General features: G+C 41.2%; 27 protein-coding genes. 4 read left to right on the forward strand and 23 right to left on the reverse strand.

The window, feature by feature from the left end:
• Positions 1–35: 35 nt before the first annotated feature.
• The gene (locus OIT45_RS11810; RefSeq protein WP_199404949.1) at positions 36–2012 is read right to left on the reverse strand and encodes a conjugal transfer protein; all 1977 of its coding nucleotides are present in this window, start codon (positions 2010–2012) and stop codon (positions 36–38) included.
• A 407-nt stretch (positions 2013–2419) separates the two neighbouring features.
• Between OIT45_RS11810 and OIT45_RS11815 the strand changes: the two genes are divergently transcribed.
• On the forward strand, positions 2420–3070 hold the full coding sequence (locus OIT45_RS11815; protein WP_199404948.1) for a hypothetical protein: 651 nt from the start codon (positions 2420–2422) through the stop codon (positions 3068–3070).
• A gap of 3 nt (positions 3071–3073) precedes the next feature.
• On the opposite strand, the gene OIT45_RS11820 is transcribed toward OIT45_RS11815, so the two are convergent.
• The 5 genes from OIT45_RS11820 to OIT45_RS11840 form a co-directional block, all read right to left on the reverse strand.
• Positions 3074–3379, reverse strand: a complete 306-nt coding sequence (locus OIT45_RS11820) for a hypothetical protein (RefSeq protein ID WP_199404947.1) — start codon at positions 3377–3379, stop codon at positions 3074–3076.
• 98 nt (positions 3380–3477) lie between these two features.
• Positions 3478–3795 (reverse strand): hypothetical protein, encoded by a 318-nt coding sequence (locus OIT45_RS11825; protein WP_199404946.1) that lies wholly within the window; start codon positions 3793–3795, stop codon positions 3478–3480.
• A gap of 245 nt (positions 3796–4040) precedes the next feature.
• On the reverse strand, positions 4041–4364 hold the full coding sequence (locus OIT45_RS11830; RefSeq protein WP_199404945.1) for a hypothetical protein: 324 nt from the start codon (positions 4362–4364) through the stop codon (positions 4041–4043).
• 58 nt (positions 4365–4422) lie between these two features.
• Positions 4423–5022, reverse strand: coding sequence for a hypothetical protein (locus tag OIT45_RS11835; protein ID WP_199404944.1), 600 nt, complete (start codon positions 5020–5022; stop codon positions 4423–4425).
• Positions 5023–5230: 208 nt separating this feature from the next.
• Positions 5231–5590, reverse strand: a complete 360-nt coding sequence (locus OIT45_RS11840) for a hypothetical protein (protein ID WP_264330298.1) — start codon at positions 5588–5590, stop codon at positions 5231–5233.
• 201 nt (positions 5591–5791) lie between these two features.
• Here OIT45_RS11840 and OIT45_RS11845 point away from each other — a divergent pair, with 201 nt between their 5' ends.
• On the forward strand, positions 5792–6052 hold the full coding sequence (locus OIT45_RS11845; RefSeq protein WP_264329950.1) for a transposase: 261 nt from the start codon (positions 5792–5794) through the stop codon (positions 6050–6052).
• A gap of 2 nt (positions 6053–6054) precedes the next feature.
• Positions 6055–6882 (forward strand): IS3 family transposase, encoded by an 828-nt coding sequence (locus tag OIT45_RS11850; RefSeq protein WP_264329899.1) that lies wholly within the window; start codon positions 6055–6057, stop codon positions 6880–6882.
• Positions 6883–7292: 410 nt separating this feature from the next.
• Here OIT45_RS11850 and OIT45_RS11855 read toward each other — a convergent pair whose 3' ends face one another.
• The 5 genes from OIT45_RS11855 to OIT45_RS11875 all read right to left on the reverse strand — a co-directional run bounded on the left by OIT45_RS11855 (position 7293) and on the right by OIT45_RS11875 (position 11800).
• Complete coding sequence (locus OIT45_RS11855; protein WP_199404673.1) at positions 7293–7817, reverse strand: hypothetical protein; 525 nt, start codon at positions 7815–7817, stop codon at positions 7293–7295.
• Positions 7810–8505, reverse strand: coding sequence for a hypothetical protein (locus OIT45_RS11860; RefSeq protein WP_199404672.1), 696 nt, complete (start codon positions 8503–8505; stop codon positions 7810–7812). The genes OIT45_RS11855 and OIT45_RS11860 overlap by 8 nt, the downstream gene beginning before the upstream one ends.
• Positions 8505–8867 (reverse strand): hypothetical protein, encoded by a 363-nt coding sequence (locus tag OIT45_RS11865; protein ID WP_199404671.1) that lies wholly within the window; start codon positions 8865–8867, stop codon positions 8505–8507. The genes OIT45_RS11860 and OIT45_RS11865 overlap by 1 nt, the downstream gene beginning before the upstream one ends.
• A 192-nt stretch (positions 8868–9059) precedes the next feature.
• On the reverse strand, positions 9060–9419 hold the full coding sequence (locus OIT45_RS11870; RefSeq protein WP_199404670.1) for a hypothetical protein: 360 nt from the start codon (positions 9417–9419) through the stop codon (positions 9060–9062).
• A 143-nt stretch (positions 9420–9562) separates the two neighbouring features.
• Entirely contained in the window at positions 9563–11800 is a 2238-nt protein-coding gene (locus OIT45_RS11875) for a hypothetical protein (RefSeq protein ID WP_199404669.1), read from the reverse strand.
• 511 nt (positions 11801–12311) lie between these two features.
• On the opposite strand from OIT45_RS11875, the gene OIT45_RS11880 reads away from it, so the two are divergent.
• Positions 12312–12962: a hypothetical protein gene (locus tag OIT45_RS11880; protein ID WP_199404668.1), complete on the forward strand. Its 651-nt coding sequence runs from the start codon at positions 12312–12314 to the stop codon at positions 12960–12962.
• Between the two features lie 71 nt (positions 12963–13033).
• Here OIT45_RS11880 and OIT45_RS11885 read toward each other — a convergent pair whose 3' ends face one another.
• From OIT45_RS11885 to OIT45_RS11940, 12 genes are all read right to left on the reverse strand, one after another.
• Positions 13034–16093 (reverse strand): VirD4-like conjugal transfer protein, CD1115 family, encoded by a 3060-nt coding sequence (locus tag OIT45_RS11885; RefSeq protein ID WP_199404667.1) that lies wholly within the window; start codon positions 16091–16093, stop codon positions 13034–13036.
• A 50-nt stretch (positions 16094–16143) separates the two neighbouring features.
• Positions 16144–16395, reverse strand: coding sequence for a hypothetical protein (locus tag OIT45_RS11890; protein ID WP_199404666.1), 252 nt, complete (start codon positions 16393–16395; stop codon positions 16144–16146).
• A gap of 75 nt (positions 16396–16470) precedes the next feature.
• On the reverse strand, positions 16471–18270 hold the full coding sequence (locus tag OIT45_RS11895; protein WP_199404665.1) for an AAA family ATPase: 1800 nt from the start codon (positions 18268–18270) through the stop codon (positions 16471–16473).
• On the reverse strand, positions 18270–19076 hold the full coding sequence (locus OIT45_RS11900) for a hypothetical protein (protein WP_199404664.1): 807 nt from the start codon (positions 19074–19076) through the stop codon (positions 18270–18272). Before OIT45_RS11900 ends, OIT45_RS11895 begins: the two co-directional genes overlap by 1 nt.
• Positions 19077–19094: 18 nt before the next feature.
• Entirely contained in the window at positions 19095–20168 is a 1074-nt protein-coding gene (locus tag OIT45_RS11905) for a DUF3991 and toprim domain-containing protein (protein WP_264330304.1), read from the reverse strand.
• Between the two features lie 118 nt (positions 20169–20286).
• A complete protein-coding gene (locus tag OIT45_RS11910) occupies positions 20287–22443 on the reverse strand; it encodes a type IA DNA topoisomerase (protein ID WP_199404662.1) in 2157 nt (718 codons plus the stop codon).
• A gap of 292 nt (positions 22444–22735) precedes the next feature.
• Complete coding sequence (locus OIT45_RS11915) at positions 22736–22828, reverse strand: putative holin-like toxin (protein ID WP_220383266.1); 93 nt, start codon at positions 22826–22828, stop codon at positions 22736–22738.
• 311 nt (positions 22829–23139) lie between these two features.
• A complete protein-coding gene (gene pnuC / locus OIT45_RS11920; protein ID WP_242458292.1) occupies positions 23140–23823 on the reverse strand; it encodes a nicotinamide riboside transporter PnuC in 684 nt (227 codons plus the stop codon).
• Between the two features lie 434 nt (positions 23824–24257).
• Positions 24258–24350 (reverse strand): putative holin-like toxin, encoded by a 93-nt coding sequence (locus tag OIT45_RS11925; protein ID WP_220383266.1) that lies wholly within the window; start codon positions 24348–24350, stop codon positions 24258–24260.
• A 470-nt stretch (positions 24351–24820) separates the two neighbouring features.
• On the reverse strand, positions 24821–25357 hold the full coding sequence (locus tag OIT45_RS11930; RefSeq protein ID WP_199404659.1) for a PadR family transcriptional regulator: 537 nt from the start codon (positions 25355–25357) through the stop codon (positions 24821–24823).
• Positions 25358–25369: 12 nt separating this feature from the next.
• Complete coding sequence (locus tag OIT45_RS11935) at positions 25370–25906, reverse strand: phenolic acid decarboxylase (RefSeq protein WP_199404658.1); 537 nt, start codon at positions 25904–25906, stop codon at positions 25370–25372.
• 500 nt (positions 25907–26406) lie between these two features.
• Positions 26407–26499: a putative holin-like toxin gene (locus tag OIT45_RS11940; protein ID WP_242458291.1), complete on the reverse strand. Its 93-nt coding sequence runs from the start codon at positions 26497–26499 to the stop codon at positions 26407–26409.
• Between the last annotated feature and the right edge of the window lie 40 nt (positions 26500–26539).

Below are 26539 nucleotides of genomic sequence, written 5' to 3' on the forward strand. Positions count from 1 at the left end.
AAAATGACTTTGTTGATTCCGTTGTCTCATTGGCATTACTCACCTCCGTCAAAACGTCGCAACTCATCATTTGTAACAGTTACGCTGAACAAGTAATTACGATAGTTTTGAATATTGAGTAGTGCTTGTCGCTTCTGTAACTTTGGAACTTGGGCCAATTCCGTCACGGTGATGGAATTTCCAAGCACAATTTTAAGCGCGGTTGCATCACTATCAGGTAAGTGGAAGAAAAATCTGTATTGCATCAAGCCAAATAATTTATCCACGTTCTTAGTAAATTCTTTCATCGCCACATCCGGTGATGATTTATCAATCAGGACGACGTCCTTAATGGTTGGCATCGCCATCATGAGCGCGGCAAAATTCTTTCGCATTTGCTCTAGAACGGTCACGATGAACTTGAGATTATAGGCATTGTCCAACGAAATATAGTTTTGCGCTTCATCCAGTACCAAGACGGTATGTTTAACCTCATCAAGAGAGATTTTGTTCTCACGTCGCAATTGGCGTTGTTGGCGACCATTTCGAATGATGTAGTGGTTTTCCATCGCTAGAACTGAGTAAACTTGTGCATTAAATAAATCTTTTGATTGCAAAATACCGCTTACATCGTAACAAACCACATCTTCCTGCGATAAATCCGGGGCGGTTGTATAAGCGTTAAAAATGTTGCCATATTGCTTTTCCATATTGCTAAAAGTTGCTTGCAAGCGCATTAATGACCTTTGGGTCACTGGTAGCTTTTCACCATACATCCCATCTGAATTCATACGGGCGGCTGAATTAAGCCATACATTGAAGTGGCTTAACTTAGGAAATTCGCGTGGCTGTCGTTCAAAGAGGCTCTTCACAATGCCGGGGTTTAGTTGTGGCGCATCGGTCCATAGTCCTTGATCAATATAAAACTTCGTCAGTAAAATTTTCAAACTAATGCGATCATCTGACAACTGTTCCTGCGTTAATCCTTGACTCATGAATCCGTAAATGGCCAACAACTTTTCAATATGTTGGGCGAAGGAATTAACATAATCAACTTCACCGTTCTCCAACGTCTCAGTGACAAATACTTGAAAAGGGTTAATGGTCATACCATCGCCATTAAGTGAATAAATCACCCCTCCAGCTGACTTTGTCAGAGAATGATACTCTTTTGATGGGTCAAACATTGCCACTCGGTGGCCACGTTTAATAGCATCTTCAACCAATAACTTTTGCAACGTTGACTTACCATAACTGGGGTCTCCGGCAATCAACGCAAACGGGGTCACACGACTCTTACCGTCACGCGTGTAAAGATTAAAATTCATCATGCCACCAGTAAATGTTGAGCCAATAATCGACCCATATGGGTCCTCTAATTTGGTTTGATTAGCCCAATAGGCACCGCCCAAGTCCAAACTACTAATTGACAAACCGGGCTGGGATTCATCTAATTTTTCAGACTGTAACAACGCTGGTAACCATTGTGATCGGTATTCATCAGTTTGAAATCCGCGTAATACCGCAAATTTAAACCGGGGATACTTGGCAATCAATTCACGTGTGCGTTGTTCTAGAGCTCGCTTCGTTCGAGCAAATACGAATAGTCGAATGTAGAGGCGCATCGCTTTTGCATTATTCTTCAGCATGTTGTACATCATCATCGCATACGCACTATCCGAAGTATCGAATTGTTTGGAAAGTTTAGGAATGCCGCCATCTCGACCATCAGTAATTTTATTGACGTAAGCTTTATCAAGCTTATCTTTGAATGGGCCGGTCATTTCGACCCCTGTGTCAATATCCAGAATAACGTTATGCTCTTCAGACAGTTTTCTTAGGAAATGATTGGCGTAATTATCATTATCCAAATCGTGCACATACAGGACACGTTGGTAGCCACCAGGAACTTTGGCATAGGTTGGAAAAATTTCCACTGGCCCTTGAGGTTGTGTATCTAGAATCGTTTCAAAATCATAGCCCAATGCTTCCCATGCTTGTACATTAGCAATCGTGCCATCTTTTCTTGCCATGGTCGTATCTCCTTCTTATTTTGATGAGTCCATTCTAACGACCATTGGTGTATCTGAAAAAAGTGGCTAATAGATGGCAAAGCTAAAATTAATGAAAAATACTGGACGCCTCTCATACTTGGGTGTATTCATTTGACCAAGCACGCAGGAAGTTTCTTTGAGAAACTAAAAAGCCAAGTAACAAAACGTTACTTGGCTTTTTGTGCTATCTTGAACAAACAATTCATTCATGATAGACTTTGGTTATAAAAATTATATAACTCTATGTGTTATTTTTGATTTCGCCGTCAGAAACGCAAAGAGTTGGAGTCAACTTGACTATACTGAAATTATATCAAAATTTCAGACTATGCTCAAGAATTTTAATGTGCTCCAATTCACACATAGAGTGGATTGGGGCTTTTATAATGGATTTTACTAACGCCTATACTCATAACCTGTCTCTCATAAGTGGTAGACAGGTTACTTTGTTAGATTCCTATAAATATCATGGCGGGTTGATTGAAACATATATAACCAATACACCGGACATCGGTAAAGACTTTGTGAACATGTATTTGATCGTCACTGATTCCTCGAATACCACAGAATCTCTCAAGAACATCGCAGTATCAGCAGAAAATGGTAAGTACAGGATGAATGGATACTGGCCAACACAGTCTTTTTCTAACGTATACTCTACCCTTCAGACGAATAATTCACTTATTCCTTTCCTGCAATCGTGGATTACGCGTATGGAAACCATATCGCTTCAAATACTTCTCCAAATCGATCGAACCGAGGTTCGTAATAAAGTAAATCGGGTATCTAACAACAAAAATCATGCACGAAAGGGGACTGATTTGCATATTTATCCCATGAGCCTTCATCGCCGAGTTGTCGACCCGATAACGAATAAAAGACATCGTATAGGCAAAGAACAGCAACAAAAGATTATTGACCAGTTCGGATACGAGGCGTTACACAATCTGGAACAAAGTATTTTTACTGTTCACTTTACAGAAGATCCTTTGAAACAAAAAACCATTAACTTGATGGATTTGCCCGAACAAAACTAGCATTCAAAGCATTGTAATTGATTGTGCGATAAATATGATGGTGGACTTGTTTAGCTTTGTCGGATTAAATTTCATATACCCGGCGACATCAACAAATTTACCGATTAAATTTTCAAAATTCTGCAAATGATAGTTCGAGGGACTTTCGCTGTCCTCAAAAAAAACTGCGACATAGGAGGAGTGCATCTCATAGTCTTCCCCAAAATTAAGTCTTAGTTTTCCAATAATCCCATTGTCAGACATATCTAAATCTGCGTGAACTACGCAGCCCACGATATGAACCCAGTTGCTTTGTGTTATCTGTGCCATTTATTCACCTCATGCATGTTTTAATACTAAGCGCCAAGTGACCATGAAGCGCCTTGTCGTTTTTTAGCATTGCTAATGCTACTTATACACTCACTGACTCACAAGACATTAAAATCGTCTGCAAAGAGTTCGACTTCATTTTGATCACCAGAAGAAATAATGAGAATATGACCTGTTACAGTCACAAACTCCCCAACAAGATATTTAAAATTTTCAACGGTAATAGCTCCAAAATCCTGCTTCTGAGGCATTGCGTTGTCATAAACGTCCTCGAATCTAATTCTGATTCTTGTGTCATACATCAGGCCACCATCCGGAGGAGTCTCAATCCCTGGTAGCCAACCAATATACAGTTGTAAGTATCCTTCTTTCCACACCATGTTGCGACCAAAGTCATGTGACTCGCCTTCGTCCATGTAGACCTCGGTTACCTTGCCAGTTAACTTAAACTCGGCATTCTTTCGCAAAGATATCATTACAATAAATGTCCTTTCTTTTGGACTACCAGCCAGATTCAGGTTTGGCTCTTTAAAAACATTCCAGCCCAGTCATAAGAGCAACAAGTACGAAACAAAGTAATTATTTTAAAGTAGTGTCAACCATTGATTTAAAAAATTCGGATCAAGTACTTGTAACATATCAAGGATTCGCTCTTGGTTATTCATTCCTGATCTGTAGCGCATCTTCCGTAGGATGCTGACACACGGATGACTGTTGCATCTTGGTAGCGTTCAAAGAATCGGTTTAGAAAATTTTCAAATAGAGAGTGCTCATTATATTCTTCAAATAGTATTGCCTTCGTTATGACCGGCGTTGTCTTAATATTTTCTAAATGCAAATACTCATCATCAATCATTTTTAGAGGCCAGTCTGAATTGAACGTTAAATACTCATGGTTAGGCATTTGGATGACAAATAACTCGACGTCATTTTTAAAATTATTTTGTTGTTCTTGATAGAACCATTTAGTCATCAAATCTTGCATCAATTTCCCTTTCGTTTAGCGTATTTATTATCAGTGAAACCACCTGAAAAGGTGTTTTTTATATTGCATCACTGTCAATCACTTCAAACTTTCTTATCCTATACCAGACTAAATGACTGTTAGGTATATTTGCCATAATTGACTGGGCCAGTGTATGGCCTGAATTGCCATTATTATTGATGTCAAATTGCATCGCATTAGCAAAGAAACAAGTTATCTCAATGCTATCAAGGGACAAGTCGCTTGTCCGTTCCGACCAATCGGACAACGTCGCATACGACGGTTCTTTAATATACCACCCTTTTGTAATTTCAATAACAGATACCGCATTCTCAAACGTTGTTACCACTTGTTTCATTGTCAAACTAGGATCATTTTTCAACATCCAATCAAGAATTTTGAGTGAGTCCGACTGAGGATCTTTTTTTAAATCAAATACAAAAGCCTCGTCTATATTTCCTGTTGTATGATAGTTAAGACTACCAACCCATTTATCATGGACCATATACTCTCTGAACCTAGAATCAAACACCACATACCGTTCCGGTAACCTTTCAACCACGGTGAACGTCCCTGCCTGCTTAATTTCTTGCTGCTCGCTTCGTAAGGCGTCCATAGCGGCTACTTTAAATAGTTCTGTGTCATCTTTTCTTGCCATGGTCGTATCCCCTTCTTATTTTGATGAGTTCATTCTAACTACTATTGGTGTATCTAAAAAAAGTGGCCAACTATAGCAAAAAGAGATACCTGTACAGTATCTCTTTGAACATGTTTGATAATCTTGACATCAGCGCCCCGTGACAAAATTATCATTATTCACTAACTGTTCACCAACACTCTTTTTGACGTCTACACTCTGTAAGGATTTAGAGCAAAATTACATTGATGTTCATGTATCTTTGTTTCAACTTTGATGAATCAAGTGGGACCTCATTGTTCTTTTCATCCAGTCCTAAGCCAACTTCAATTCCTTCATCGTTGAAATAATGCTTAAATCCCACACCACCAGCAATCATTTCAATATCGTCTGTGAAAGCAGCAAACGCAAATCCTTGACCAATTGGTGCGAGGCTAGTAGATATGACAATGACTAGATCTCCAAAATTCAAGTCATGCTCATAGAGCCTGATAACCATCGTTTGAATGCCATAACCTGTGTACTTAGCTACACTACTGGTTTCAATAAACAAACCGTCATCGCTTAATGAACTATTCGTTTCTTGCAATAACTTCTTTAGAACAAAGTAGTCATCAAATACCTTTTGAAAGTCATTATTTGTTACGATTCGACTGTTGATTCCTGATAGAATTTTGCGATAGTTAGGGTCTTGTGCGATTTTTTGTAGGTTCTTAGTTTGCTCTTATGATGAGATTCCGGACTAGTTTTTCTAGTTTGGTAAAATATCATCATAGGAGTATTTTTATTTATGGTTACACGTTATGAAGAGGACTTTAAAAAGTCCATCGTGGAGATGGTTAAAGCGGGCCGTCGGCCCGATGAATTATCCAAGGAATACGGTCCTTCAGCCGATTTAATTCGGAATTGGGTCAAAAAATATGCGCCTGTAGAAGTGAATGGCGAATCAATATCAGCTGATGAATTGAAGAAGTTGCGTAAGGAAAACGCAATTTTGAAAGAAGAGCTCGAAATTTTAAAACGTGCGGCGGTGTTGCTGGCAAAACATTAGTTTTGCGCGGTAGAAGTGTTGTTTTACCAATTATCCACAAAAATTTGGTACAGGGGCACCGCATCACACGCGTTCTGAGTGCTTTGAAAATTCCAATGTCCACTTACTCTGACTGGATCCATTGGGAGCCGAGCGCACAAGAAATACAACACAACAAATTGAGAATTGCCGTCGAATCAATTTACACAGCCAATAAAGGCATTTATGGTTATCGACGAATTGCTAAAACCATGCGCGACTTATTCAAACTAGCAATCAGCGACCGCTTTGTATGGCAATTGATGAGTGAAGCTGGCTTGAAATCGCGTATGCAAAAGCGATATAACAAGCCTACAACAGTCAATGACAAAGATCAGATGCCAAATCTCATTATCAATCTGGATGACCTAAGTGGCGTAATTACAACTGACATTACGTATATCCAGTTGACCGATAAGACATGGGTTTACATGGCTAGTGCATATGATCCGGAAGACCGTAAGGTGCTGTCGTATCGAATCGCAGATACGATGACAGCTCAACTAGCAACCTCAGTAATCGTTAAGGCGCTAAGACGAGGTGAAAAACCACTGTATGTGCATAGCGATATGGGAAGCCAGTATACCAGCGAATTGTTTGAAAATACACTGGAGTCCATAGGTATTAGGCACTCTTACTCCCGTAAAGGGCACCCTTACGATAATGCCCGCATCGAAAGTTTTCACTCGTTACTCAAGAGGGAGCTGATCTACCAACAGGATTTCGAGAGTATCGCTGATGTGCAAGCCGCTGTTGGATGGTACGTCAACTGGTATAACAACAATCGTATATCACTCCGTGATGCCGCCTAGACCAATTTCTAGATGATATAAACGCGATTATACAAATTTGCCTATACACCGGCGTTTACAAGCACTGACTTTGTGAAGTCCAAAAATCACTCTGACCAGTGCTTATTTGCTATACCCTCAGACTTGTGAAATTCAACAAAATCCAAACTAGACCACCGTAACTCCATAGCCTCCGGCAGGCACAGGGGCAAAACCCCTGGACCCCATTAAAAAATGACCCAAAATCTGTACGAAATCAGGTCATTTTGAAAAATTTTCGTGGTACGAGCCCTAGCGGGCTCTAAAAAGAGGTCCGGAGTCTTGACATCAGAGCCGTTACCTTGTCCATTGTGTTATCTCCTTGTTAAATTGACTAAGGCGGCGCTTAGAATAAATTTGTTTTTGTAGCTACCAGACTCCTTTCTAATAATTCAAAGCTCAACCAACGCAATTACAGGGAGCGTTATTGTCGCTCCTTCCTGCTTATTTGGCTTTATTTCTTGTCCGTTCTCATCTGCCCAGAACATGTTTTTCAAATGATAAGCCGCCACTTTACGTTTTGCGGCTTGATATAACTTCTCTAAATCAGGAACCTGTAGTATCCCGACCACTGTTGATTCTTGAATACTTGTGGTTCCTAGAAATTCAATGCGTTCCAGCGCAAAGAATGTTCGACTCTCACGGCCAATGTAGCGTCCATAGGGATATTTATCAGGATCATCTGTATCTCTTTGATAGTATCGATTTTGTGCATACTCAGAATATTTGACGACCTGATATATTTCATGCAGGGGGAAATTGACGATTTCAAAGAACACATCAGACACGTCGATTGTCCCATATAGATCAATATTCTCGCCTGTTTCTACTGGCGTAAAACTAGTAGATAGATAACGATTTCTAAGTTCAGCAATATACTTTCGCTGGACTAACGTCCAATCCAAACTACTACTCATCGTATATCTCCTCGTCCTCATCCATACACTGAGTCGGATTATTTAACGCAAATAACCGCTCTTTCTTTTGTTGCCTGGTCAACTTGGAAAATCTAAACGGCTTTGTTCCTTCTCCGTTTCCAAATGATTCCAGTGTCGCAATTAATTCTGTCAACTCAGCAACACTGTTCGCAAAAGGCACCATCAAGTATTCACGCGACCAAACATTCTTTTCAAGCTGTTGCTGCTTGTATAATTCGTTATCAATCATCGCTAAGCGCGCCTTAATTTGTCGCTGCCTTTGAGTATCAGTGGTCGTTGACAATTGATGTTGCAAACGATTTCTACGTGCTGCCCAATTTTTCTGTTGGTGTAACGTTGAAACACGGTAAGAATATGATTTAAAAGAAATAGATGTCCCCATTTCTAATCCGGTAAAGACACGTCCAGCATCTTCCACAATCATATTGCTCAAATCCATCGGTAGATTGGCGATTGCAGCTCCATCTAGTAATAGTAAATCTGAGTAAATAAGCCCACCTGTTTCAGAAGATGTATTACTAATGATGTAAGCTTCCGGTCCCTTTGTCATCCCACGGTATCCTAAGAAGTAGGGCGCCGTTTTCTGCTTGAGTTTTGGATCCTTGAAGTTTGAGGCTGGTGGTTCCCAAAAATATTCTTGTACCTTAAATTCATTCGCTAACGGCATTATTCTCCTCCTCGTTTCAAATCTTCCGGCCGTAAGGGACGGTATGCCGACACCTCACCAATCTTAAATAGTGACTGGAAGAAAACTTGTCCGCGTATTTTTTCTGGGGCATATTTTTCTGGTTCTGGTAGTACTAAATAAACTGTCAGAACCAATAGCAGGATTGCGGTGATAATCATACCTAACCAGTCTGACGTCGGATACTGGCTTAAAATCGCCAACGTTATTAAGAAGCTAAGGGCGCCATACTTCACCTGTGTCGTCGACAAATTAATGCCTAACCACGTTCCTACTATCGGAATCTTGCTCCACCAACCTGTTTTACGCACGCGACCGGCGACATGCCAATTATTGTAAGCCATCTTGATACCTCCTTACATTTTAGTATGCCCTTATCTTAGCGAATCCCTGACTGGTTTCAAAAACTGGGTAACACACAAAAACCAGGTAACACACAAAAACCAGCAGTCTAATGACTACTGGTTTCAGCGCATGCTTTAATTAGTCGACCTCCCCTTTATGCTATTTTCCATCGGATAATTATGTGCATGCCTTTAGTCTAGATAAGTCTGTGGCTGTGGCATATCTGGGGGGTAGTTTATATAGTCTTGTGCAGTCTTATCGTGGAGATAATCAATGAATTGTGCAACCTTGCCAAGATCAAACATAATGTCGATTAAATTTTCTATCTCTGCTTTTCGTTCGTCGTTTGTTGAGTCTTTGTACAAAATCGTAAATATTTTAATCATGATTACCGAATGTAAATTTAGCAGTTCAAACGAAATTTTTTCTTGTGCCGTGACGGTCCAATCATCTGCTTGAAGTGTTTTTAAAAATGCTTGAATATACGGACTTTTTGAATTTGCCAGGCGTTGATTGATTTCAGTGATTTGTTTTAAATCATTGTTTGTCATTTTATGATACCTCCTTTTGAACGTTAGAATACCTCCTCATTACAGCCATTCTATGGCTTTTAAAAGGCTACTTTTGGTAATGACGGCAATGAAAAGTCCACTCTAGTACAATCTACGACTGCTGGTTCCAATTCGCGATTTACTTAATCAACCTCCCCTTTACCATCATGATGTTGCGCATCCGTTAATGGATGCTTTTGTTGTTGCGTTAAGTTTTGCTTAATGCGTTGTGCACGTTGCTGTTGACGACCTTGACGCTGTTGTTCCTTCATATCGTACTCTTGCATGATTAATTGTGCCTGCTTCTCGATACGACGTCTCATGTAATCGTCATGGAATTGTTGAGAAGCTGGCTTCGCCTGTTGCGTGTTTGTCGAGGCAGTCGGCCCATTATTTGGTCGGTAAGTTTGGCCTTGTAATGGGGTTGTCGTCTTTTGTGCGCCACCTCCCTGCGTATTACCTGCACCATTAGCACGTTGTTGTTGGGTGGTATGCACTGTACTTGGTCGCTCTGTGCCTCGTTGTGCACCGCTCGCACTATCTAATGAACGTTGCCCACTAGTTTGGGAACCCGTATAAGTACCACTAGTAGCATGTTCTGTCCCGTATTCTGATGGTTGAACGTTCGTTCGCGTACGACCATTATTAGGCGACAAATTTGGATGATTAGATAGGTTCGTTCCGCCTACATTAGCTTGATTCTCCAATGGTTGATCTCGTGTATATTCAGGTTCGTTAGTCATGCCAGTAGCTGAATTATTACCTGTAAATGCCGGATTATCATTGAGGACTTGATCAGCAAACCCTTCATTCTCAAGTCCCGCCGGACTATCGGTCGGCTCCGATTGTTCAAGGCTATCAAATCCAGCGGCAAACGCCTCATCTTCGGACATGACGGTCGAATTGAACCCATTGTCTTCGAGTGCCTGTGCCTCTTCACCAATTGCTTGTTCATCATTAGTGACCGGTTGTTCACTAAACTCAAAGGCATCCGGACTATCTTCAGAATTACCGGTAACATCGTCTTCACCATCTTCAACTCCTTGGTTGAGACTGGTTTCATCACCATCCTCGAATGTAGTCGCACCATCTTCGGACTTGCCTTCAGCGGTATTTGTAAGATTATACGAGTTTTCAGATTCGCCTGATGCGTCGATATCACTTTCATCTCGTTCGAGTACTGAGCTATCAAATCCTTGATCGACAAATCCCGCATCTTGACGTGGTGCTTCTCCCGGCTGATCCATTTCTTCCGGATTAAGTTCTGCAAGACGCTTTTGTAGACGTTGATTTGCCAACTTCGCCCCAACGAATGATCCAAGCATAGCACCTGGTGCAGTCATCAAACCGAAGGTATTGGCACTGCCTTGGTAGCCCGCTTCAACACCAAATGACTTCTCGAGTACCGAACTACCATTGTATGCAGCAATCCCCAACACAGCCATCATGACAACATAGGCCAAAGGTCGAGCGAATTCACCGCCAGGCAACCCAGCGACATAATTGGCCACATCATTTGGCACCGTGCCAATCATCTGAGTGAACAAATACAGCATGAGAATATCAACCGTGGCAGCCAATGCCACATTCAATTGTTTCATGACCGCCTGCTTCATGGGTTGTGATGACCCAACATCACGACCGGCTTGTAGGAAGGCCCCAATCAGTTCAGCGTAACTCATAATGACCGTTCGCGAAATTTTAATCGCTAGTAAGAAGCCAACCCCAATGATGACGGCAAATGCCGCGATGGCTGGGATATTCTGAACAGAATAGCGCTTATAGCGTGTTTTCGCAAATGAGAATGTGCCATCTTTGATGTCTAAATTCTCTAGCGTATACGTTCCATCACCCAACGGTGATGCCTGCAACTTATACTGGAAAACATTCCCCACATTCTTAATATCGACGTGGTCTTGGCTTTGATCACCATCTTTAACATTTGGTGTCTTTGACTTATCATTAAATGGCGACTGACTAACCATCTTATTCAATTGATTAATCTGAGGTAAGGTCATTTCAGTCGTAAAGTCAGGAATATCATTGATTCCCATCTTGTCTAGCCCATTTAAATTAGGTGACTTACTAGCAAATGGTTGTGATTGGAACCCATCAGTTGCCCAGGTGGCTAGATCCAGCGTGTTGTCACGCAATGGGACATCAGCCAAATTTGAAGTTGACCCCGTTGAAATGTTAGGCAACACAAATCGCGTCATCATGTCACCAGTCGTTGTGGCAATGAATGGCACTGCAAGCATTAGGAATAGTGACGTCATCGAATTGATCAACATTGACCGAATATGGCTGCCTTTGGCGCCACGTAAAGCATTGATGACATAAAAAGTCATCATCAAGGCCATCAAAGCAACACCAATTGCCATGACCCCATACACCAACTGATGAAGTGGATTAGTTTTATCCCTTAAAGCTTCAGGTATGACTGTAAACAAGTACAGAGCACCTTGGACCATTAGAGAAGATATAGACGCTAATCCAAATAATGACGTGTACAACAGATTTTGAAGAAATCCTTCAACCGTGATAATTGCACTGACCATCACGTGAAAATATTGTTGATGATCGTAGTAAAACTGTATGGTTGGATTACTAGTGTTAAAGAATTTACTTGCTTTATCGCCAGAACCTGTTAACCAATTAGACCAGGCTTCTTTGAACTCATCTAGTTTGTCAGCACCGGGAAATTTTACCATTAAAAAATTTATGAAATTCACAATTGCCTCCTTAATTAAACACCTAATTAACACTAACGTTGTTGTTAATAATAGTTGGAATTCGAATTTACTCAAAAACTGGGTAATCTCGTTCCATATAAGGCAGCATAGTTTGATATAATTTTGTTAAATCATGCACGGATAGGAGTTATGAGAATTTATGAGAATTTCAAAATTACAGTTGTCATTGGGAATATTAATCGTAGTTGTTGGTTGCGTCAGTTTGTTCTATCTAGTACCCAGCTCAAATAGTTCCGATTCAGCATCAAAGTCAACAACACAGGAATCTAGTACCGATTACATGGCTAATCAGTTTAAAAAGATTGAATCGGCTGCCAAGAACAAGAACGTCGTGGTTGTCACTTATGATACTAAAGCTAGCTATAGCAAAACATTTATCGCCATGGTTAAATCAACAGCTAAAAAGTACCCAGATACAAAAGTCTTATACATTAAGAATAACGACGGTAATTTCGTGAAATACTATTCAGAAAGTCAGAACCAGTCAGTTACTGAAATGGGGAAAATTTCCAATACAAATATATTCATCCTCCCCAAAAACAAAACGATAGACAATGTCATTTCCCCTCACTACTTGGATCAAACTCAGATTGACAGGCTCTCCCTGACATCAACACCAGGTGAATTGCCTATTGTCAGCAATGCTTCTATTTTTTTATCGGGTGATGCTAATAAAGATAATATATATCTTTTAGAGAACATTAACTCTGACCCGGATGCTAAAAATCTTATCCAAACAGGTGTTATCGATTTTGCTTTTAATTATTTTCATTTGCAGCACGATAATTAATCATTTAATGAATATCAATCACCAAAGAGCAGCACACCAAATTTTCTGAGGCGTGCTGCTCTTTTGCGCTTCTATGCTGTTACTTCTTCGTATTCTTCAAAAATATCATTCAATTTATAAACTAAGCCGTTATAGCCTCCTTCAGTCATCATCGCCAACATAGCGCTCATTGAGTAACTTGAGGTAGCTAATGCAGTTAAATCGAGTTCTTGGAACGTCTTATAGGCAACCTGTGCGGCAAGTAACTTGTCTGATTCTCCATTCGACTTAAGCGTGTTAATTGACCCATTCAGATGCTCTAACAAAGTGTCACGTACGGCTTCTTCAATGCCTGGATCTGACGCAAGTATATCAGCTTCTTCCTCAGAAAGCAGTGCATCATTACGCGATACGTAGTACATATTGTTCAAACCCGACTCATCAGTCCGGACGTTTTCTGGCGACGTATTCTCGCCATAAACCTCAGCGTACAGTTTATCGAGTAAATCACTGAAATTGACATGATAGTCATTCAAGTCTAAGAAACGGTGCGGTGACTGTATCGTAACTCGCGATAGCTCAGGTGAATCCGCAAGATACCCTCGCAATAGATTAAAGGCAAATGGCATAGCGTTCCAACCATAATCATAAAGCGGATGCGTCGATACTTGTGCGCCCCGTAAATCATCATTCTTTGCAGAACGGAAGGCGATCATCTGACCCGGACGTAACTTCATTAACTCTTCAGGTGTTAAGAGTGCGCGTTCCTTACTTGAGACATTTTCTTGACCCGTCATAATATCGTGACCTGGGTTCGTCACACGAATTGTCCTTTGTCCCAACTTCTTAGAGATTTCTTCCACTGTTGGTAATGAACTTGATTTGATATAAAGGAAATTTGAGCTATTACCAATCAAAGTGTCAGCACCCTCTTTACCGTATATCAAAGTTAATTGCTCGAGATTTTGAAGCACCATTGTGAAGGCAAAGTTGTATCCTAATGCCGCGGACAGTTTTGTGCTCATATCTGGCCACTTTGGGAAATTACCAAACTCATCAAGCAAAAAATGAATGCGATTGATATTTTGATTTTTATTCCGATTAGCCCAATCATAATTTTCTTGATACAACTGTTCCATAAAGAACAGCGCTAGCTGATAATATTGCTTCTTTAGCGGCGGTAGCACAACGAAAATCGCCAGACGCTTTTCTGAATAATCAAATGACACATTAATCTCATCAGCGCCCGCTTCAATATTGGTATCTAAATCAACCATTTCGTAGCCCTTAATCACTTCTAATCCTGTATAAGGATCCACTTTCCGCTTAAACCCTTGGCTTTCATACTTCTTCTTCGCCGTGATAACAATGGAACGATCCGTAATTGGCATGTTTGCATACCGCTTATCAACGGTATAGTTATCCGAAACGTCAAATGAAACGTTGAAAGTCGTATAATCACCAAGTTTTGGCTCAATAGCGAATTGCACGAGGCCCATTTCATCGGCAATAACTAATTCGTCGTAATGCCTGTCAGGTGTATCAAATGAAATAGCAACCTTTCGATTAGCAAAATATAGTGGCAACTGCAATTCCATAGCTCTAGGAAACCCAACTGATGAATACCTAAAATCATCAATCGTCGTCATTTTTTGAACACTGATATCAGAGGTAAAGAGTTCCACGGCCGCAAACATTGAGGCGTAGATGTTTCCTTTTGTCTCCGTTGACCCCATACCAGCTTGGTTGAACGCTGCAATTGCCATATCCAATAATGGATCTTGTTCACCAGCGTCTCGAAGTCGTTGTGCCTCTTTATCCATGACAGACACCAAGAAATCCAGTCGATTCATTGCAATCTTTTGGACGTTAGGATTGAACTGCTCTTGGAGCGTTGGTCGTCGCTTATCCAACGTGACAGTCTCAGTCGTAGTTCCTAGTTGTTGCAACAAATTAACAACGTTAGCAACGGTCATTTTCTGCCATTCATCCTCACGCTTTAACAACCAAATGGTTGCCAGTGCAAGTCCTGAGAAAGTCGATGACGCCCCACTAATCCAAAATTGTTCATTGGCATTCGCATTGTCACTGGGGTAAATGGTGTTGGCCAATTGTGAAATCTTTTGACGCGTCTGAGCCCAGTTACTGCGCTTGGCATAATACAACGCTTGAGACAACAGATTCATACTCATTGAGTAATTTAGATTATCAAAATTCAAGACCTTAACATCGTAATTATGCCGTTTCAAATGTTCATTAGTCTTCGTAAATAGTTCACCCTTCATATCCGCAATCACTAAACTTTGATCCTTGGAACCACGGGCAATTAAGTCAATGGTTGACAACACCATCGTCTCACCTTTACCCGCACGGGTTTCTCCTAAAATAATCGTATTAACAGCTTTACCATCAATGAAGTAGCGGCCTGGCAAAGCATGGCGCTTTGAATCCTTAGGCCGTCCTTGTGGTGTGTACTTGTAAAAGTGTGTTGGGACTGTCTTTGGCCGGACACTCGCTAAGTACAGCTTAAATCCCTCTGGGTTCCGATTGAACTGGTGCATCAATGGCACGCCACCATATCCGTCAAAAGTGATGCCTCGATCTGGTACGGCTTGATATTGCCGTCGGGCCTCATGTGGCTCGGTGAATTCGGCACCTCCAAACTCTGTTGTTGCACGATATTTCGTTGCATGCCAGCGACTATAAATAGAGTGGCTAACCCAAAGAGCCACACCTGTAAACACTAAGGTCCAGATAACCGGCATCTCCAATAAATGGGCTAGCCAATTGTAAGGCCAAATATTGACTATGAAATCTAGTATTGAGTACCCCCAGAGCGCTTGCAAGGTCCGTTGCAACCCATTGAACTGTTCAGCGAGTCCACCATTTCCAACACCAAACAAATCAACGTAAAACGTTGTCAAGATGGGTGTCAGTAAGTTTGCCGCCGTTACAGCGAATAGAAAACGGACGATAATAATCCGCATTAACCAATACGGACTACCGCGCTCAGTTAATTCATCCCAGAAAAACGGATCACGTTTCGATCTGATGAGAGCAACGCGATTGTTGAAGACAGCCGATGACAGCAAGACAACTGTGATAAACACCATAAATGCTGTCAAGATGTGTTCTAATACTTGTTGAAGCATTTCAACTCCTCCCTTCTAAAAATGCCACGTCATTAGACGTGGCATCAAAATTAAAGTATCCCTTGTGCCCAAGAGAATACAGCGTGCAAAACGAGCCAAATAACTGCGACAATGAGGACCGCAATTGCGCCATTTTTAACCAGCGTTTTCCCTTCCTCAGTACCACGCTCATCTTTACGCATGAAATGAGTCGCGCCGACTGTCAAGATGACAGCTGCAATCGCGACGATCACCAAGGCTGCCCAATTTTGCAGTTGTTGCAAACCACTAACGATTTGATTGACTGCATTACCTAAGTCCATCTTTCAACCTCCTTTATTTCTGTAGACAATAGTTTTTGCCTTACATGTGTCATCATAGCGCGGCGAAAGCTGATTTCAGAAAGTGGTCACTTTCGCCCGTAATTGGCGATGATCGTTAAACCCCGTCGGGGTATCGCCTTCCAAGATAAATTCGATTTTTTGGATAGGCAAATTGCCTTGTTGATCAACATTTTTCAAAATAATCTCGGACAATTTATCAACAATCGTGGTCTCAACGGTACGTTGCACAGGTCGGGCACCGTTGTTAGGGTCGAATCCAACGTGTAGTATGTAGTCGACTAAGTTGGCATCATAAGTCACGCTTGTTGAAGCATACTGTGTCTGGAACACTGTAATAGACTCATCAATCGTCTTCTTAGTGATTCTCTTGATCGTGTTAACCCCCAAGAAATTGAAAATAACAACATCATCCAATCGGTTCAAAAACTCCGGCCGGAACTTACGTTTAAGCTCGTTTTGCATGGTCTTTTTAACGAATGCAAAGTCTTCACTTAGTTCATCAATAGTTTGAACTGCGTCGGAATCACCTGCACCTAACGTGTTCCTAGAATCCGTCATGAGTTCATACCCCATGTTTGACGTTGCAATAATAAACGTATTCTTGAAGCTCACTTGTCGACCAAATTCATCACTCAAGATACCATCATCAAAAACTTGTAGGAATAAATCAAAAATCAACGGGTGCGCCTTTTCAATCTCATCTAACAGGACCACTGTGTACGGCTGTAGTTTCACTTGCCTAGTCAGTTGTTGCTTAAATCGTTGAACGGTCTCAGACAAACTAAACTCACTCATATCAAATCTAATAATGTTCCTTTCGCTATCGAACATCGTTTCGGCTAGTTGCTTAACCATCGCTGTTTTACCAACACCAGTAGGCCCAACAAAGAGTAGATTGCCAAGTGGTTTTCCTTGTCTATTAAGCCCAGTTAGCGAACGCCTGACAACCTTGATGACTGAATCACTAGCGACTGGCTGACCAATCACATTAGCTGCCAATCGCTCTTCTAACAATTCCAACCTCTCGAATTTCGTTCGTTGCAATGAACCAATAGGAATGCCTGCTAACTGCTCCAGCTCATTATGAATATCACCGACGGTGACTAGTTTTGGGTTCCGAGACTCCTCCAGCTCCACACGGGCACCGGCCGAGTCTAATAAGTCATACGCCTTGTCAGGTTGATACTTAGTCGTCAGATAACGGTCTGACAATGTTACAGCCGCTTCAATGGCAGATGGCTCGTATTTGACGTTGTGCGCGCGACTTAATTTCTGATCAACAACACCATTCATGATAAGCACCGTCTCGTTATAGCTTGGTTCTGGGACATTAACAACCGTGATACGACGTTCTAATGCGCCATCAGCTTCCAAAAATTTGTGATACTCGTCGGTAGTTGTGGCACCAATGAGCTTAAAATCACCTCTCGCGAGGGCTGGTTTCAATATATTAGCCGCATCCAACGTCCCTTTTTGCTTACCGGTACCCATGACCATGTGAAATTCGTCAATAAACAACAAGTAATGCCAACTTTCCTCGATAATTTCCTGAATCAACTGAGCAAAGTCACGCTCGAAGCTCTCACCAGTCATACTGGCCAAATCTAGAGTTAAAACTTCGTAACCTTTTAAACGAGCTGGTACGGCTTCGGTCAGCAAACGTTGTGCCACACCTTCAACAATCGCCGTCTTGCCAACACCTGGTTCACCCACAAGCAAAGGGGCATTTTTTGTTGCTCGAAGCAATGCGTTAATAACCTCTTGAATTTGCAATGCCCGCCCGATGATCGGTGATGGATTGTCGACCAAGCGTTGCGAAATGTTTGTCGTATATTTCTCTAACAGTTCACCCATTAGTAAATTTGCTCCTTATCAGCTTGAATGGTCTGATCAATCTCAGTTGCTAATATTTCTTGCCTTTCTTCAGCTGTCTTTGTCACGCGATTTCTAATGCCATCATCGAGACCTGTTGGCAGTGCATCTGATGTGATGTGGGTTTGTTTGGCCCCAAGACTCTCTTTAAAATGTGACATTAAGCTAGATGCTTCTTGATCCTGTTGGGCAATTAATGCTTCTGCTTTAGCTTCATCTGGTGTCAGACTGCTGGGTTGATAACCCAGCAACGTAGTTGCAAGAGAATCATCACGCTCAAGATCATCGTCCAAGGGTGCCTCACCGGGATCATCATCCTGCTGTTCAATCATGTTGGTGACATCATCAGCAATCTCATTCTTGTCAGAGTCTTGAGGGACTTCCTCTGATAAGTCGGCACCATTGTTTACTTCACTAGGAATTTCTTCTAGACCAGTAAATGATTCTAACGTATCAGCCTTTTTTTCCGATTCATTATTTTCTAAATTCTGTGTGTCAGATTCATACGACCCATCTTTGACAACTGGTTCAGAGTCTTCAGGCTCTTCAGGCGTTACAACACAGCTATTAAGGATTTTTGTCCCGCTGTACGACTCACTCGGCTCTTTTACTGCCTGGTTTATTAGACTGACTAAGTCCCGCTCAAAAATCCGTACCGGAATTAGATCACCCAGTCCGTTGATTAATTTCATATTCAGCACTGGTTCCGCATTGTATGGTGAGAATTCAAGTCGTCCATCCACTGCATGATAAATTTCACTATGACTCTTTGGTACTTGTTCGTTCATGTTAAAAACTCCTTCATGTTATTTGTTATTAGCTTGGTAAAGTGGCACTGTGTCCACCGCTGCCATTTCTGTCTGCCTGACACCCCATTTTCCATAACGTAGCACATCATTCCAATCTTTCTGAGAGACATCCGTGGGGGTATCAAGATATAGTTTCACTGATTCAAATGCTTCACTAACTGATAGAAGCGCTAAAATTCTTTTAGCAAATTCACGTCCAGTTTTGTCATTGTCGACAGCGATATAAATCTCTGATGGTAGTAGATACTGTCCGTTATCCGTATAAAATGCTTGGAGGTGGTTAGCCAAAGTATGCACTTTGACACCAGAAATCGATAGAAAGCCAATATTTTGGCCGTTAAAGGTTTGATCATTCATTTGCCAAAAACTAATGGCATCAATAGGTGATTCAAAAACGTATAGTTTATCAGGAAACGGCTGCGGCCCGATGCTAAAGTGAAAACCAGCTTGACCACTAGGCGATCCTTTAGCTATGCCATGGAAATATCCACCTCGTTTGCCGTGTTGTCTTGATTGTGTGCCAATAATGTCCGCTCCGATAATGTTATGGTGTTCGTCATACCAAACAAACCAAAGGTTGCGAATTGTTTGATTATCGTGAGTATGTCGAATCTCTTGTCGCACTAAATCTGCTTTAATCAAGCTATCGATGATTTTTTGATTTATCTGCCGGACATCATGCAAATAGTTGATACTAGCCGTCATGTCGTTTGTAAATGAGAATTCACTTAATTCAAACGGTGTTGTAGCGGTCTGCAATTCTATTTGTCGAGGCCTAAAATCCTGACCACGCTGTGCTCTAATTTCACGTGCTAATTTAATGCGATCTTTTTTTGCAGTGATACCGTCTAAGACGGTCATTAATTCAAATACACCCCCGCCAACACCACGTGAGAACCAATAGAAAGCGTTTTTACTTGGTGTTATTTTCAACGAGTCGTGGGCAACCAATTGATACTGACCATGTCCAAATTTTGCAACATCGTGGCCCATATACTCTAGGTATTCCATGATGTCGATTGGATCTTTGACACGTGAATATCTTTTGTTACCAATGGGGAATTTTGACATAGCCTCCTCCTTTCATATGGTGTCATACCTGCTTGTCATAACTATAACGATTGTGAAATGAAATAAAAAAAGCGTGCATTGTTCTGCGCGCTTCGAATAACTATTCATTTTTGGGATATTATTTTCGTTTTTTCAAACTTGCCCTATTTTTATCATCGAATGATAATTTAACTTCAAAATTCTCAGTCAAAACTAAACTCGCTTTATATGTCCCCTCACCGCTCTTTTTCTTAAACGTCAAGTTCTTCACTATTCCTTGACTCAGCAGCGTCTTGAGCTGCTTGACGGTTAGTTTCTTACCGTACTGAGTTCCCCAGATTTTAGCCATCTCTTGTTCTTGTTGATCGAGTAACGTAGCTAGTAGATACGATTTACCGCTCTTATTCTTACCTTCGCGTAGTTGTACGTGATAGACACCATAAGGTGTCTCAATTTGCTCACTAGCATCAGTAAACGGTCTGTGGGCAGACTCGACGTCATCCGGTTTAATTGGACTAATCACAGCATCCTGTGCTAGTCGTTGTGGTAGATTATGACGGAGCTGTTCGAGAAACTGTTGCAACGTTTGTAAAAATGTTTCTGGCTTAGCATTCTGATCTCCAGCTCCAATTTTATCTAGATAAATCTCCCAGTTTGCGGTCATGTCGGGACTTGTCAACATGGTTTTGCCTAGAAAATCAACTAGGACAAATGCCTCTGGCTTTGGTGACAACTCACCCCTCTTGCCGGTTTTATTGATATACGTCTCCTCAATTTTTTCGATAATGCCAGCTTGTGTGGAGGGACGACCTAAGCCCATCGCGTCCATTACATGATCAGTCATGTCAGTCTCAGTGTAGCGCTTAGGTGCGGCTATACTGTTCATTTGGGGCACAAGTTGTAATACTGCTCCAGTTTTATATATTGGCAAGTCTTGCGCTTGCTTATCAACCATTGTAAAACTTGTCCATCCTGAATCTGAGATTACTTTTCCAATAGCTTTAAACTGATAGCCCGAATTTGTGACAATCACCATTGTTTCGTCGTAAACCATGTCAGGTGCAAACATTAATAGAGTACGTTCTAGAATCAGGCGATAAAGCTGTTGCTTTTCTTCTGACCAAGTCGCCAATTCCTCAGTGGTTGGAATTTGGGAACTTGGAATATTTGCGGAGTGATCAAGAGCTTTGGTTGTAACATATTTTGCGCGCGGTTCTAGGTAGGTAATTGGCATGTCATGCATATTGACCAACGCTAAGTACTCAAGGACATTGGCTTTTAGATAGTCAAACTCACTAGGTGCAATGTGTTGTTCATCTGTTCGCGGATAGCTGACCCAACCTTGTTCATATAACTTTTGATAAATGTCACTCGTTTTCTTCGGCGACCACTTGAACCGACGTGACGATTCTGCCTGTAACTTTGAGAACTTAAACAACGCTGGAGCGTTTTGCCGTTGTTGCGTTGTAACCACGTCAGTAATGACGGATTGACCCGCAGCAATCTGATTATAAAATGCTTGGGCAGCAGGCTGTCCACCATTACTTGGTCTAAACTCACCAACACCGTCTATTCCTTTAAACGTGACGTTATGTGCTTGGTCTAATAGCGTTACGCGCAGATTTTGCTGTGGATCATAATTTTGGATTTCACGCTCACGAGCAACAATCTTAGCCACCGTCGGTGTCTGAACACGACCGACGGGGAAATTAGCACGATAACCTTTTTTTCTCAATAAACTGGTTACCAGACGCGATGCATTCATGCCAACAAGCCAATCAGATTGTTCCCGGGTAATAGCTTGATAAGCCATTGGTTGATAGCGTTCAGCTGGAACCGGATTGGCAAAAGCCTGTTTAAAATCATCTAGGGTTTGTGCATTGTAAGATAATTGCTTAATGACCTTATTTCTAAAATTCTTAGTTCGCCAAATGATTTTCCAAGCAATACTAGCGCCTTCTGCATCAGGGTCAGTCGCAATTAAAATTTGATCAGCTGATTGGATTGCTTGTTGAATTTCAGTAATTAACTTCGCCGTTCCGGATTTTTTATGATATTTAAATGCTTCCGGATAGATTGGTAACGCTTCTAAGATTTCGTCAGGCGTCTTATATGAGCCATCTTCGTTTTGTCGATTCCAATTAGTCTGATAACTTTCAGGTGCATCCAATTCATACAAGTGGCCCCGTGCATTGACAAACGTCACGTCACCTAATTCTGGGAATGAGCCAGCGCGGTAGGCTGCCTCTAGTTTGCGCTTCTGGTCAGGCTTTTCAGCTAATACAACAGTTTTCATGTCGCCCTCCAATAAAAGAAAAGTATTTATTCACTTCTCATTATGGAAGGCTGCAATGCTTGATTGAAAACTGGTTATCTAATGACATAATAGCGTGGCCGACTGACTGCAGCGACAAACATCTGTCTTCAGCAAGAATAGTTGAGGAGTGAACTCCCCTGTGCTACAATGTAAGCATAAACAAAAACCCCGTGCGCGAACACGGGGCCCAGGTTGTCTTGACGATGGCCACAGTAAAATCAAAGATTGAACCGCCACTACCGATCAAAGTTTGGGCGGTTTTTTTGTGCCGTTACTTCTTGTTGTGCTTGTCGATGTAACTCAACAAGGCCACCAAGAAGGTTGCGAACGCTATCATCAATGACAGCGCATCGGCAACGGACATCTTCAGCTAATCCTCCTTTCTTCAGATTTTGAAGTCTACGAACATACGCTCATAGGCATCAACTCCTTTCGAGTTAGATTAGCCACCGCCTTTAACCTGTTAAGATCAGTATATCAAAAAAGTGCCTGACACGCATAGCGAATCCGATGTGTTTGCTGTAGTCCCCCTACAGGTCGACTTGGAGAAATTACATTATTTTTTCGTCAACCTCTAGGCAATTAGAGCTGTTTGTTTGGGGGAATGTTGACTTACTTGGTTAAAAATTAAAATGGTTAATAGTATAATTCTTTAAATTTACCGCTTTACATTAATCACTTAGGTCGAAACCACAGGTATGTACCATACAGACTATTAATCAACATCATTACTTGCAGTACAAGCATAGATGTTGCCGCCGGACCACCATTTTTTAATTGAACTGACCAGATAACAACGTTAATCACATTAATCATTATCCAGGCAGCCCATTGTGAACGATAACCGTACGTCATTAACAGTTGACCAATGATACCTAAAACTAATAGTGTGGCATCCAAATAAATCTGTTTCCCATGCAGAAAGTTTGCGAGGTATACATTGATGCTATATAGCAAGATCGCCATTAAAATTGTTAATATCATCATTTGGGGACTCAGTTTTTTCGGCTTTACATAGTCGGTATGGGAAATAGAAATCGAGCGATGCCACACAGCGATGCCAACGAATTGTGATAAAAAATAAAATAATTGTGATGAAATATCTCCAATTAAATTGTTATGCACAGCGATAACCAACCAGGTTCCCGTTGAAATTAACCCCCAACAAAAATTAGTGAGACGTCCACGATCAACCAAAATTAAATTTAAGACTGACGCTATTGACGTTACTAGCCCTACCCACCCAATCAGTGAAAAATCATGTTGGAATATGAATGCTATAGCCGATGAAAGAATCATGAATAGTGCTAACAAATGTTCGCGCCGGTCCAATGTTATTAGTTCGCGTAAGACTGACATTGGGTTGACGGCCGCCCATAACTGGGAAGATGATGGGATTACCTGACGCAGCGACGTTATCAACGATGATGTATTATTTAAGGACATGGTTGACTCTCCGATTGTTTAGTGACTCCGATTCGGTAACGAGCTAGCAAAAAAAATTAAGGAGATTAATCAACGCTTCTCAAGTCAGATCGACTCCTAACTTTAATTTGCCAAGTTGAGTATAGCAAATTATCATAAACAAATATAGCAAATCAGATGTCTTTTGGAAGCTCCGTGACCTCGTACTCAATAATAATTTGTTGAACACCTGGTAATGTGCTAGACTATAAACGTAAACAAAAACCCCGTGCTGCTAACACGGGGCCCAGGTTGTCTTGACGATGGCTGAATTAAATACTTTTAAACCGCCTGTCGCTCGTCAAAGTTTGGGCGGTTTTTTTGTGCCGTTACTTCTTGTTGTGTTTGTCGATGTAACTCAACAAAGCCACCAAGAAGGTTGCGAACGCTATCATCAACGACAGCGCATCGGCAACGGACATCTTCAGCTAATCCTCCTTTCTTCAGATTTTGAAGTCTACGAACATACGCTCATAGGCATCAACTCCTTTCGAGTTGGATTAGCCACCGCCTTTAACCTGTTAAAATCAGTATATCAAAAAAAGTCCCTGACACACGCACAGCCAATCCGATGTTGTTAGGGACTTTTTCTACGTCTTGTCAATATAAATGATGTTTATGTATCAAGAGTTTGTTTATCTCAGGAATCCCATCATAAAAGCAAACCATCCCGTTTGATTGATTTCACCCAGATTTCAAGAGTCGAATGAGCTTTGATCCCGAATTTTTCCTTATTTCAATGGGCGGAACACCTTTGAGATACATCGATACCACTTCAATTTGAATTTCTTTCGAGAAAATAAGAAAACCCCATGAGTTAGATTTACGTCAACTCATGGGGTTCAGTCCAGTGGTTGTTTACCACCTGGCTTTTTGTCACGATATTGGGAAACTAATCATTGAGCATACGATCATTAACGGCTAATAATAGCACCTGGTCTAACCAGACAAGATAATCACGCTCTCTGCTAATAGCACGAGTTAGTACTAAGTAATGCCCGTAATTCTCATCAATTTGTGAACGTGAATTAAATAAGACATCGTATCGAGTCTTAAGATGTTCTAAATGTGATCCGTGGACAGCTAGTTCATTTCTTAAGAGACTCACTAACGTTGATGATTTTCCGTCTCTGACGAAAAAGATTTTTAATGCAAACAAGTCTCTATTCTCAAACGTAATGGGCTCATTCAACCACTGGTCGAATTGTTCCTTACCCAAATTAGTAACAGAATACTGACGAGAACTATTGATCGTGACACTTTTCTCTGCAACCATTCGTTTTAATTCAGGGTATAGTTGACTATGGGATACCTTCCAAAACTCTGACAAGTCATTGTTGAAAACATCTAACATTTGCTTCCCCGTTAGCTCACCTTTGTTAATCAGTAAACCAATGATTATTTTCGGAAGAGTTCTTGGCTTTGGCATAATATCAACCTACTATTTGTTCAATCGACGATAATTCTCATCATAGTAACGTCCATCACGAATGTCGTCTGGCATACCATCGTAAGGGGCTTCTGAAATTACATCGTCATTATCTTCTCCCGCTTCTCCCATGTATGTAATATTAGCAAACTCTGGGACCACCAGCTTAGGATAAGTTTCATATTTTTCTCGTGATTCTTCCATCAACTCAATGTGCTCATTTTGGAATGTGACCGTAATGTCTGGATGCTCCTCAACCCACTTTGGGAAGAAGATAGTACCGTGAAGCTTTTTTTCATTAGGAAGAAAATCTAGTGCTACATCAGTACCAGTCGGTTCAGTCCAACTGATCTTATAAATTCCAGGTGTCAACATAACAATGTCTGCTTCTTGGTCTTTAACCCATCGTCCAGCAACCATTCCACCGTGGATACGATAGTCAACTGTATGATCATTCTTAGCGTACCACTCATATTCCCAGCCGTTGTCGTAAGTGTAGATAAAATGCGTCCCCAAAAAATCTCCTAGGGTCTTGAATGACTTTGTCATAGTGTTCCTTCTCCTATTTTCATTATTGTAGCTTGCTACAAACTAATTATATGTCGTTATCGACAAAAAAGCAACCGCAGAAAAAATAAAAGTTTAGGATGTTATTTATCTACTTTCTTTGTTCGTTCGTTTTTAATGTAACCTCATTTCTGTATTTTTGAACTCAACTATCGATCAAAGATTTCGACAATAGCTTAACAACTGTCAGGGTCAATCATCATGATTTTACATCTGGACTCATCCCGTGTTATTACTACAATATTTCATCTGAAGCCCCGTAAAGTAATATCAAACAAATTCTATGATGGTTAGACCTAACTTTTTCGTAATCAGACATCAGCAAGAATAGTTGAGGAGCGCGCCCCTCTATGCTACAATGTATGCATAAACAAAAATCCCGTGCTGCTAACACGGGGCCCAGGTTGTCTTGACGATGGCCATCTAATAAGTAAGTTAAACCGCCTTTCGCTCGTCAAAGTTTGGGCGGTTTTTTTGTGTCGTTACTTCTTGTTGTGCTTGTCGATATAACTCAACAAAGACACCAAGAAGGTTGCGAACGCTACCATCAATGATAGCGCATCGGCAACGGACATCTTCAGCTAATCCTCCTTTCTTTAGATTTTGAAGTCTACG

Source organism: Weissella sp. LMG 11983 (genome assembly GCF_025908495.1).
GTDB classification, from domain to species: Bacteria; Bacillota; Bacilli; order Lactobacillales; family Lactobacillaceae; genus Weissella; species Weissella fermenti.